General features: G+C 45.0%; 9 protein-coding genes and 1 pseudogene. 7 read left to right on the top strand and 3 right to left on the bottom strand.

Features of this window, described 5'->3' with window-relative positions:
* The 7 genes and pseudogenes from ABYU67_RS11215 to adk all read left to right on the top strand — a co-directional run.
* Nucleotides 1–132: pseudogene (locus tag ABYU67_RS11215) on the top strand (IS982 family transposase); the annotation flags it as partial.
* A gap of 269 nt (nt 133–401) precedes the next feature.
* Nucleotides 402–1736: a hypothetical protein gene (locus ABYU67_RS11210; protein ID WP_372845226.1), complete on the top strand. Its 1335-nt coding sequence runs from the start codon at nt 402–404 to the stop codon at nt 1734–1736.
* A 239-nt stretch (nt 1737–1975) separates the two neighbouring features.
* Entirely contained in the window at nt 1976–4021 is a 2046-nt protein-coding gene (locus ABYU67_RS11205) for a heme lyase CcmF/NrfE family subunit (protein ID WP_372845224.1), read from the top strand.
* Nucleotide 4022: 1 nt separating this feature from the next.
* On the top strand, nt 4023–4673 hold the full coding sequence (locus ABYU67_RS11200; protein ID WP_372845222.1) for a DsbE family thiol:disulfide interchange protein: 651 nt from the start codon (nt 4023–4025) through the stop codon (nt 4671–4673).
* Nucleotides 4670–5245 (top strand): cytochrome c-type biogenesis protein, encoded by a 576-nt coding sequence (locus ABYU67_RS11195; RefSeq protein ID WP_372845220.1) that lies wholly within the window; start codon nt 4670–4672, stop codon nt 5243–5245. The genes ABYU67_RS11200 and ABYU67_RS11195 overlap by 4 nt, the downstream gene beginning before the upstream one ends.
* On the top strand, nt 5242–6522 hold the full coding sequence (gene ccmI, locus ABYU67_RS11190; protein WP_372845218.1) for a c-type cytochrome biogenesis protein CcmI: 1281 nt from the start codon (nt 5242–5244) through the stop codon (nt 6520–6522). Before ABYU67_RS11195 ends, ccmI begins: the two co-directional genes overlap by 4 nt.
* Nucleotides 6523–6743: 221 nt before the next feature.
* On the top strand, nt 6744–7397 hold the full coding sequence (gene adk, locus ABYU67_RS11185) for an adenylate kinase (protein WP_372845228.1): 654 nt from the start codon (nt 6744–6746) through the stop codon (nt 7395–7397).
* 247 nt (nt 7398–7644) lie between these two features.
* Here the strand turns inward: adk and secB are convergent, their stop codons facing one another.
* The 3 genes from secB to ABYU67_RS11170 all read right to left on the bottom strand — a co-directional run bounded on the left by secB (nt 7645) and on the right by ABYU67_RS11170 (nt 9289).
* Complete coding sequence (gene secB / locus ABYU67_RS11180; RefSeq protein WP_372845216.1) at nt 7645–8097, bottom strand: protein-export chaperone SecB; 453 nt, start codon at nt 8095–8097, stop codon at nt 7645–7647.
* 201 nt (nt 8098–8298) lie between these two features.
* Nucleotides 8299–8562: a glutaredoxin 3 gene (grxC, locus tag ABYU67_RS11175; protein WP_372845214.1), complete on the bottom strand. Its 264-nt coding sequence runs from the start codon at nt 8560–8562 to the stop codon at nt 8299–8301.
* A gap of 277 nt (nt 8563–8839) precedes the next feature.
* Nucleotides 8840–9289: a rhodanese-like domain-containing protein gene (locus tag ABYU67_RS11170; RefSeq protein ID WP_372845212.1), complete on the bottom strand. Its 450-nt coding sequence runs from the start codon at nt 9287–9289 to the stop codon at nt 8840–8842.
* Nucleotides 9290–9608 lie beyond the last annotated feature (319 nt).

Below are 9608 nucleotides of genomic sequence, written 5' to 3'. Positions count from 1 at the left end.
GTGAGAGCAAGAGATTTATGGCATTTGTCTCATCGATTGATTCGTAAGATTCTTTCACACAATCTGTGCTTTGTACTCAACAAAAAACTTGGTAACCCGCCTCTTCAGTTTGAATTGCTTATTTCAAGTTGAGAGTGGGGTATGCTTATAAAATGCCACTGTAGCAATGGCTTTAGCCGAGTATGTTAAGGGTTTTACCTATTCAAGTAGCAGATAAAACGTGTCATCTCTAGTCACAACTTGCCTAGGGTCTACATGTGCTAATAGGTAGCAAGTATGCTAAAATCAGGCGATTTATTTTGTAGTAATTATTGGGGAGAGGGCTTCTTATTGCTAAGCGTTATTAGTGCGCTCAGGATATTTGCTCAATATCGATCATCACGGCAAGGATACATAACGTCATGGATGTAACTTCATTGTGGCAAACAATCACTGAGCACCCTGAGTTTTTTGCCATGCTGACCATTCCGCCGGTGACAGCATTTGTGACTTGGATTCACGTATGGATGGCGCTCAAGATGCTGTTTTATCCGATTAAGTTTCGTGGTATACGCATCCCTAATTTCCCATTCTTTGGGCTACCGGGTCTTGGCTGGCAAGGTATTGTCCCACGAAAGGCTGGCAAGATATCAGGGGTGATCGTCGATCAGACGCTATCGAAACTTGGCTCGCTTGATGAGTTTTTTCAGGCGATGGAGCCCGAGCAGATGGCGCTATTTATCACTGAGGCGGTCGATAAGAACCTTGAAGGCTTGATTGATGAGATTATGCTTGATCACTCGCCAGCACTGTGGGGCAATCTTCCTTATGCGCTCAAGCGCCGTGTTTATGCCCAAGCACACCAAGAGCTGCCAAACATTATGCACTCTTTGGTGACTGACTTGACCTATCATGTTGAAGATTTGGTCGATATGCGCAAGATGATTGTCAATAAGATGGAGAGTGATCGGCGCTTGATGGTCAATATGTTCTTAAAAGTTGGCCAAAAAGAGATCAATTTTATCTGGCATATCAGTGCCTTGATTGGTCTGGTTTTTGGCATTATCCAAATGTTTATATTTTTGGTCGTGCCGCAGCATTGGACGGTGCCATTTTTTGCGGCAATTTGGGGTTTCTTGACCAACTGGATTGCCATTTGGATGGTGTTTAACCCGGTAGAGCCGCATTATATTCGTTATGTGAAGTTTTTTACGCTGCAGAGCCATTTTCCCTTTATTAAGTTGCAATTGCCGCATATCGCTCGCTATCGACTCCAAGGTGGCTTTATGAAGCGCCAAGAGGAAGTATCTGAAGTATTTGCTGAGATTGTGGTCAAAGATTTGGTCACGCTTGAGAACATCATGAATGAGATGATGTATGGTGACCGTGCTATTGAAACACGTGAGTTGATGAAGTCGCATCTATATAAAGTCTTGGAGTCACCAGTGATTAATACCACTTTACGATTGGGACTCGGTCGCCGTGAGTTTGGACAGTTAAAAAATACCATTATCGATAAGTCGATCGTCGCGACCATGGTGCCACTACGCGATCCTGAGCTCAATGAAAGCCGTGCCAGTAAGATATTTGGGCTGTTTCGTGATCGTATCCGTGCGCTGACGCCTGCTGAGTTCCAAAACTTATTGCGACCTGCTTTTCGTGAAGATGAGATGACACTCATTGTACTTGGTGGCTTAACAGGGTTTTTGGCAGGTTGGCTGCATCTGGTCTTGGTGTTTTTCCCAGCCATGCAGTGATAAGTAGTTTTTAGGTTCTTGACACACATCGCATACAGAGTGGATACACAAACGTGACAAGTTGACGCTAATGTACCATGCTGTAAGCGCCCCGCGCTGCAATGGTTGATGGGGCTATAAAGTTGAGCATAACAGCAAAACATACCAGCAGTAATAAGTACTGGATACTTTGGAATATCCCGCAACACCAATCCCTAAAATAAACAATGACCGTATTAAGGTAAACAAGGTTAGACCGTATGTTAATCACAGAATTGGGTTATTTTGCCGTGCTAGCCGCCTTTATGTTGGCGATTTTGCAGGTAGTATTACCAACCATAGGCGTTATGCGTGACCATGTTGCTTGGCAGCGTTTGGCACCGAGTTTGGCATGGGCGCAGTTTGCCGCCATGATTGTCTCGTTCGGCGCATTGATGGCAGGCTTTTATTTTAATGATTTTAGCCTTGTCTATGTGTCGCAGCATTCAAATACCTTGCTGCCTTGGTATTATAAGTTGTCAGCGACGTGGGGCGGGCATGAAGGCTCGCTACTGCTATGGATGACCATTATGGCAACCTGGTGTGCCTTGGTCTCATACTTTAGTCGCGGTTTGCCACTGTCAATGCGCGCGCGTGTATTGGTGATATTGGCTGGTGTGCAAATGATGATGCTGGCGATGCTTATTTTCACCTCGTCACCGTTTGACCGTACTTTGCCAAACTTACCTGTTGATGGTACTGATTTAAACCCTGTCCTGCAGGATTTTGGTTTGATTATCCACCCACCGATGCTCTATATGGGCTATGTCGGTATGGTGGTGCCATTTGCGTTTTGTATGGCAGCACTGTGGGAGGGGCGCTTAGATGCGGTATGGACACGCTGGTCACGTCCATGGGCGTTGGCCGCTTGGGGGTTTTTAACCATCGGTATTGCACTCGGTTCGTGGTGGGCGTATTACGAGCTTGGCTGGGGTGGTTGGTGGTTTTGGGACCCAGTAGAAAACGCATCATTGCTGCCTTGGCTGGCAGGTTTGGCATTGATCCATTCGCTTGCCGTCACTGAGAAGCGCGGCGTCTTTAAAGCGTGGACGATTATGCTAGCCATTTTCTCTTTTGCCTTAAGCTTACTCGGTACATTTTTAGTACGCTCTGGGGTGATTACCTCGGTGCACTCATTTGCCGCCGATCCCACGCGTGGTTTAGTGATTTTAGCGATTCTTGGTATTATTGTTGGCGGTGGTCTATTGATGTTCGCTATGCGTGGCTGGCGTCTGACGATTGAGAGTCAGTATCAGCTGATTTCGCGCGAATCATTTTTAGTCATTAACAACGTCATCATTTTGATTGCAACTTTGGTGGTATTGCTTGGTACGCTCTATCCTATCATTGCCGACGCCTTTAATTTAGGTCAGGTATCAGTAGGTCCTCCATACTTTAATGCGCTGTTTGTGCCATTGACTTGGCTATTACTGATAGCCATGGGCATGGGTTCCAATATCCGCTGGAAAAAAGACAGTCGTCCGCTATTGGGCGTTGGTATGGTCATTGCGGCAAGTAGCCTAGTGTTAGCTGCTGTCATTGCCTATTTTGTTAGTTCATCTGCCATGCTCAATATTGGCGTGACCCTAGCGGTGAGCTTTTGGGTATTGTTCTGGATGGCAGTTGATTTTAAAGACAAAACCAAAAATGCCCCAAGCTTGTTTAAGGGCTTGACCAAGCTTCGTTTGAGCTACTGGGGGCAGCAAACAGCGCACGTTGGCGTTATCGTAGCTGCTATCGGTGTTGCTTTTACTAGTACCTTAAGCATCGAGCGCGATGTGGCGTTAAGGGTTGGCGAGTCGGTGAATGTTCAAGGTTATGATTTTGCCCTCACAGATTTAAGAGAGACGAGAGGCAGCAACTTTGATGCCACGCAAGCTGAGGTTACAGTAACCAAGAAGGGTGAAGATGTCACGATACTTCATCCTGAAAAACGGACCTATATCATCAGTACGATGCCCACAACTGAAGCGGCAATCAATGCCACTTTGATGCGTGATTTGTATGTCGCACTTGGTGAGCCTATCGCCGAGGGCAGCGATCAATGGGCCGTGCGCATTTATGTGAAGCCACTGATTCGCTGGATATGGCTTGGTTCTATTATTATGGCACTCGGTGGTCTGCTGAGTATGCTTGATAGGCGCTATCGTTTTAAAACCACCAAAACAGCTGCCCAAATCGCAGCGAGCAAGTCAGGTTTTGCAACGGTTGCTGATTTAGAGAGCCATGATGCGACAGATACGACAGTAACAATAGGGGAGAAGTAAAATGTCTCAGTCAAATAAGTCTCCTCAAAAAAGTCCTGAGCAAAAAGGCAATCAAACGATGAAAAAAAGCCAAATAAAAATATGGTTTCTGATTCCGCTGGTCATTTTTGCCGCTTTTATCGTCATGCTGTATTTTCGCTTAGGTCAGCCGACTGAGATCGTCACCAATACCGCTCTTGAGCGTCCGGTGCCCGCTTTTGAGCTGCCGCTATTGTCCGATACCAGCCGTATCATGACCAATGACAATCTACCAGATCAGCCGTTTTTGATGAATATATGGGGCTCTTGGTGCCCAACCTGTATCATTGAGCATCCTTTTTTGATGCAGTTAGAGGAACGCGGTGTCAATCTGGTGGGCGTTAATTATAAAGATGATATTGGCGATGCCCTTGGTTATTTAAATCGAGGCGGTGATCCGTTTTCGATGTCTATTCAAGATTTATCTGGTCAGTTTGCCCTAGATTTGGGTTTGACGGGTGCGCCAGAAACCTTTGTGGTTGATGGAGAAGGTGTTATTCGTCAGCACATCGTTGGTGAGATCAACGAGAGTAATTGGCAAAGCCGTATCACCCCTTGTTTGATGGTGCTCAACGACGCTGATAAGAATAATGTCAGCCCTGATCCTAACCAAGTGAAGGAGGCATGCAAATGATGATGTCATTAAAATCTGTCACGAAAAATTTGGCAAGTTTAATCATCGCTTGCCTGTTCGGCGTGCTAAGCATAAATTCTTATGCTGCCATTGACGTCTACGACTTTGACTCAGTACAGCAAGAAGCCCAGTACCGCGGTCTTATCGAAGAGCTGCGCTGCCCAAAATGCCAAAATCAAAACCTGGCAGGTTCTGATGCGCCGATTGCCCAAGATTTAAAGCAAAAAACCTATGACATGATTAAAGAAGGTCGTAGTGATGGGGAGATTCGCGCTTATATGCAGGAGCGTTACGGCGATTTTATTACTTATAAGCCGCCCGTACGTCCTTCGACGTGGATATTGTGGTTCTTCCCGCCATTATTATTGATTGCCTTGATTGGGGGTTGGTTTTGGCAAAGCAAGCGCAGTCAGCGTATCGCCCGTGGTCAAAGCGGTATGATAATCGACAGCGCAGCAGCATTATCAGCAGCAGAAAAGGCGGAGCTTGATCATCTGTTATCACGAGCCAATCGTAGCCATAGTATTGATGATATGGATCAAGACATCACCAGCATAGAGGACAAAAAATGACCCTATTTTCTACTTTTGGCTTATTTATTGCCCTAAGCTTATTGATTGCGCTCATACTGGCAGTTATCGTTATCACACCTTGGCTACGAGCGTCACGGTTACGAGAAAATCCCGTCGACAATCAGCTACTAGACATCAATATCGGTGTGTTTCGTGAGCGTTTGACAGAGCTTCAATCAGATAAAGACAATGGCACGATTGATGATACCCATTATCAAAATCAAAAAACTGAGCTTGAGCGTCAGTTGCTGGATGCTCAGCGTGAAGTGACGCCCATGGTCGCACCTGGCGTCAAGAGTCGTCTGATTATCATGGTATGGGTGCCTGTGCTGGCAGCATTGGCTTATTTCTTAGTCGGTGATCGTACACCAGTATTTGATCTGTGGGTAAGCGAGGACAAAGTTGGTCAAGTGGCAGATGATTTATTGACCGGCAAAATTGACCAGCCGCCAGCTTGGGCGATTGAAGATGGCACTCAACTCATTAGCGCGATGCAGACCAACGTCTATCGTCATGCTGATGATCCTGATCGCTGGATGCGTTTATCAGAGCTGTTTTTATCGTTAGAAGCCACTGAGTCAGCCATTGAGGCTTTGTCTCGTGCTTATCGTCTGTCACCTGACAACGAAGAGATTGCCACTACCTATGCGCAAATTAGCTTTTTTGCGAATAAAGGTCAGCTCGATGCCAATAGCCGCCGTGTGCTGCAAGATGTTCTTGCCAAAAATCCGCAGCATGAAGGGGCACAGATGCTGATGGCAATGGGCGAGGCGCGTGGCAATAATTTTGAGCAGGCACAAGGCTGGATTAAGCGCCTGCGTAAGAGTATTGCGGCCAAACCAGGCGACCATACTCAAGCCCTGAGCAGTCTTGATGAGCTAAGCGCCAATGTCACAGCGCAAGCGCAGCAAGCATCTGAAGGTATTGAAGTCACTGTCTCTATTGATGATTCATTGTTGCCATTAGTGAAAGCGGAAGATGTATTATTTGTCGCCATACGTGATGTCAAAGGTGGTCCGCCATTTGCTGCTAAGCGTTTACCGATTAGTGTGATTAAGCAAGGCGAGGCAACGATTAGCCTAAGCGATTTAGATGCCATGATGCCAGAACGTACATTAAAATCGGCGCGTGATGAAAAAGTTCAACTCGCGGTCATTGCCCGTATCAGTCATAGTGGCACCGCTACTGCGGAGTCAGGTGACTTGTCAGGCAATCCTGTGGTGATAAGCGTTGAGCAAAATCAGGTCAATGTGGCTATTAATCAGCAAGTTCCTTAGCTCGCTGAGTCCAAAATTTCATCTTATATATAATGCGCGCCATCGTCTTAACTGTGGCGCGTAACCTTCTCTGATGAACAGATAAGTCATCATATGTTGCTGCATCAATACTAAAAATACTTGAGCTTTTGAAAGCCACAAGGTAAGGTAAGCTCTGCAAACCACCAATCCCTAAGTTTTATTAGTCCCAAAATCCTATTATTAAGGAGAATCGTGTAATGATGCGTATTATTTTGCTAGGTCCACCAGGCGCCGGTAAAGGTACCCAAGCTCAGTTTATTTCTAAAGAATATGATATTCCGCAGATCTCAACGGGTGATATGCTACGTGCAGCAATCAAAGAAGGCACTGAACTTGGCAAGCAAGCCAAAGACGTGATGAACGCTGGTGGTTTGGTTTCTGATGATCTGATCATTAACCTCGTGCAAGAACGCATCGCTAAGCCTGATTGTGTGAATGGCTGTATTTTAGATGGTTTCCCGCGTACCATCCCACAAGCGCAGGCGCTGGCAGATGCCAACGTAACGATCGACCATGTGATTGAAATCAGTGTACCTGACGATGAAATCGTCAAGCGTTTATCTGGTCGTCGCCAACATGCTGGCTCTGGTCGTGTCTATCATATTGACCACAATCCACCAAAGGTTGATGGCATCGATGATGTCACGGGTGAAGCACTTATTCAGCGTGAAGATGATAAAGAGTCAACCATTCGTGACCGTTTGGCCACCTATCATGAGCAAACATCAGCGCTTGTTGGCTTTTATCAGAAAAAAGCTCAAGAAGGCGGCGATGCGCCTAACTATGACAAGTTTGATGGTACCCAAGGTATTGATGACGTCAAGCAACAAATATTTTCTGCCCTAAAAGGCTAATGTTTGTATTGACGCCACAGTGTGGCGGATGATCAAATGCTGCTATAAAAGACCCTGCCGCTAGTAATAGCAATCAGCAGGGTTTTTTATGGCCAATCCATGACCGACAGTCTTGGCGAATGCAAATTATGAAGCAGAGCGACTCTAGAGTACCCATAAAAAAGCCGTCTACTTAAATTAAGTAAACGGCTTTTTTATCGAAATAGGCTAGGCTAAATATAGCATTAGCCTACCTTTCACTTAAAACTTAGGCGTTACCTTCAGCATCAACCTGTGCTTGCTGCTGGCTTTGCGCATAGGCTTGGTCAAAGTTCACTGGCGCAAGCAATAATTGCGGGAAGCTACCGCGTGTGACGATGTCGCTGATGACTTCACGAGCATATGGGAACAAGACATTCGGGCAATACGCACCCAAGATTTGACCGATTTGGTCTTCTGGGATGTCTTTTAATAAGAAGATACCTGCTTGATGTACTTCGGCGATAAATGCCGCTTCTTCTGCGTTTTTAGCCGTAACGCTGACTGTCAAGACCACTTGATAATGGTCGTCATCTAATTTTTCAGCATTGCTAGACAAGTTAATATCAAGCTCAGGATTCCACTCTTTGGTGAATACGCTAGCGCCTGGCACTTCAAGTGACATGTCTTTGACATAAATACGTTCTAGTGCCAATTGTGGTTGTGCTTGTTCTTCAGCCATGATAATTCCTCTAAAAGTTAATCAAATGAGTGGGCAAACTGCCGCTGTACCAAAATAAAATTATAATAAAACAGCATTGTAATATAAATCGAAACAAAAGCCCGATATTTTTAGCATTGCTCTATAGTATTGCCTTCGTCTATTTTTATAATCAGGTTATTTTGACAGTCATAAAGATAGATGAGAGGGTAAAATAGCAAGTTAACCCGCCAATAGCTCGTCAAGTTTGCCTTGTTGGTTCATCTGATTGAGCTCATCAAAACCACCGACAAAGGTATCACCAACGAAAATCTGTGGCACGGTACGATAGTTATTGGTCTTTTGCATAAGAGCACGGCGATCGTCGCTGCTCATATCGTGCATGCCAATTTCTTCATAATCAACGCCTTTTGATTTTAAGAGCTGCTTGGCATTTGAGCAATACGGGCAAATAGGGGTGGTATAAACTTTAACAGATACTGTCATGAGAAATCCTTATTTATAAGTGTATAGAGCAATCGTTATAGGATGGAAAATAGTATTATAAAATTTGCCTATCGAGGCTGCAATCAAGTAAATCACAAGCCTATATTCTATTATGCTCACTATAAAGTGGGGATAGGCGATATAAATTCAAGCCAAATACCAACAAAAGCATCGTGAGTATCACAAATGCCACATAAAAAAAGACACCCTATAAAGAAGTGTCTTTTTGATTCATTATCGATAGATAACTTACCGTTGGATAGAATGCGTTATCAATCTACTTATGTAAGCTTGGCTTTGACTTAACTTTCGTCCTAGTATCTTTTAGCCCAACCAATGGCATTCCAGCCGCTTGCCAACCGCCAACACCGCCTTCTAAGCGGTAGACGTTTTCTTTACCAATCATTTGAATGGCAGCACCTGCTTGTACGCCCATGTCGCAGATAATAATCACTGGCTGTTCAATCGCACGAATTTCTTCGATACGGTCTTTTAGCTCAGTAAATGGGATGTTGCGACTGCCTTGGATATACCCGGTAACAAACTTCTTTTTGGCACGGATATCGATAAGCTGCGCATTTTGCGAGTTCACCATCATACCCAAGGTATTGGGTGAAATCTTTTTACCGCTACGTTTGTTTTCAATAGCAAAAAACAGCACGGCTAGTACGGCTAATATACCAAATAAAAACGGGTGGTTGCCCACAAATTCCAGCGCACGATCCAAACCATACCTCCAAAAAAATAAGTGTTCTATTACGCTGAGAAGACAGCCTAACGGATTGAACAAGGCGCTATTATACCGATTAGCCTAACCATAGTAAACGTGTGATGGCCATCATCGTGATTAACAGTGGATAAGAATTAATAAGGCTTAATAAGGCTCAATAAGGTTTGGTATCAGCCTCTTCTCTGAGCGTCACAAGGTTTTCAACGCGGCGCTGCAATACTTTACCCTCAGTAACTGCTTCACATAACGCACAACCTTTACTATTGTGCGTGTGGCGACAGTCGCGGAACTGACAGTCACCAGATAATGGTGCAAG

The organism is Psychrobacter sp. (assembly GCF_041554015.1).
Taxonomy (GTDB): Bacteria; Pseudomonadota; Gammaproteobacteria; order Pseudomonadales; family Moraxellaceae; genus Psychrobacter.
The sequence above is the reverse complement of the archived record's forward strand: the minus strand, read 5'-3'. Positions and strand labels throughout refer to the sequence as shown.

What these genes read in the sequence shown, in the direction of transcription:
- ABYU67_RS11205 (WP_372845224.1), top strand. Translation starts at nt 1,976, where the DNA reads ATGTTAATCACAGAATTGGGTTATTTTGCCGTGCTAGCCGCCTTTATG.
- ABYU67_RS11200 (WP_372845222.1), top strand. Translation starts at nt 4,023, where the DNA reads ATGTCTCAGTCAAATAAGTCTCCTCAAAAAAGTCCTGAGCAAAAAGGC.
- adk (WP_372845228.1), top strand. Translation starts at nt 6,744, where the DNA reads ATGCGTATTATTTTGCTAGGTCCACCAGGCGCCGGTAAAGGTACCCAA.
- ABYU67_RS11210 (WP_372845226.1), top strand. Translation starts at nt 402, where the DNA reads ATGGATGTAACTTCATTGTGGCAAACAATCACTGAGCACCCTGAGTTT.
- secB (WP_372845216.1), bottom strand. Translation starts at nt 8,097, where the DNA reads ATGGCTGAAGAACAAGCACAACCACAATTGGCACTAGAACGTATTTAT.
- grxC (WP_372845214.1), bottom strand. Translation starts at nt 8,562, where the DNA reads ATGACAGTATCTGTTAAAGTTTATACCACCCCTATTTGCCCGTATTGC.
- ABYU67_RS11195 (WP_372845220.1), top strand. Translation starts at nt 4,670, where the DNA reads ATGATGATGTCATTAAAATCTGTCACGAAAAATTTGGCAAGTTTAATC.
- ccmI (WP_372845218.1), top strand. Translation starts at nt 5,242, where the DNA reads ATGACCCTATTTTCTACTTTTGGCTTATTTATTGCCCTAAGCTTATTG.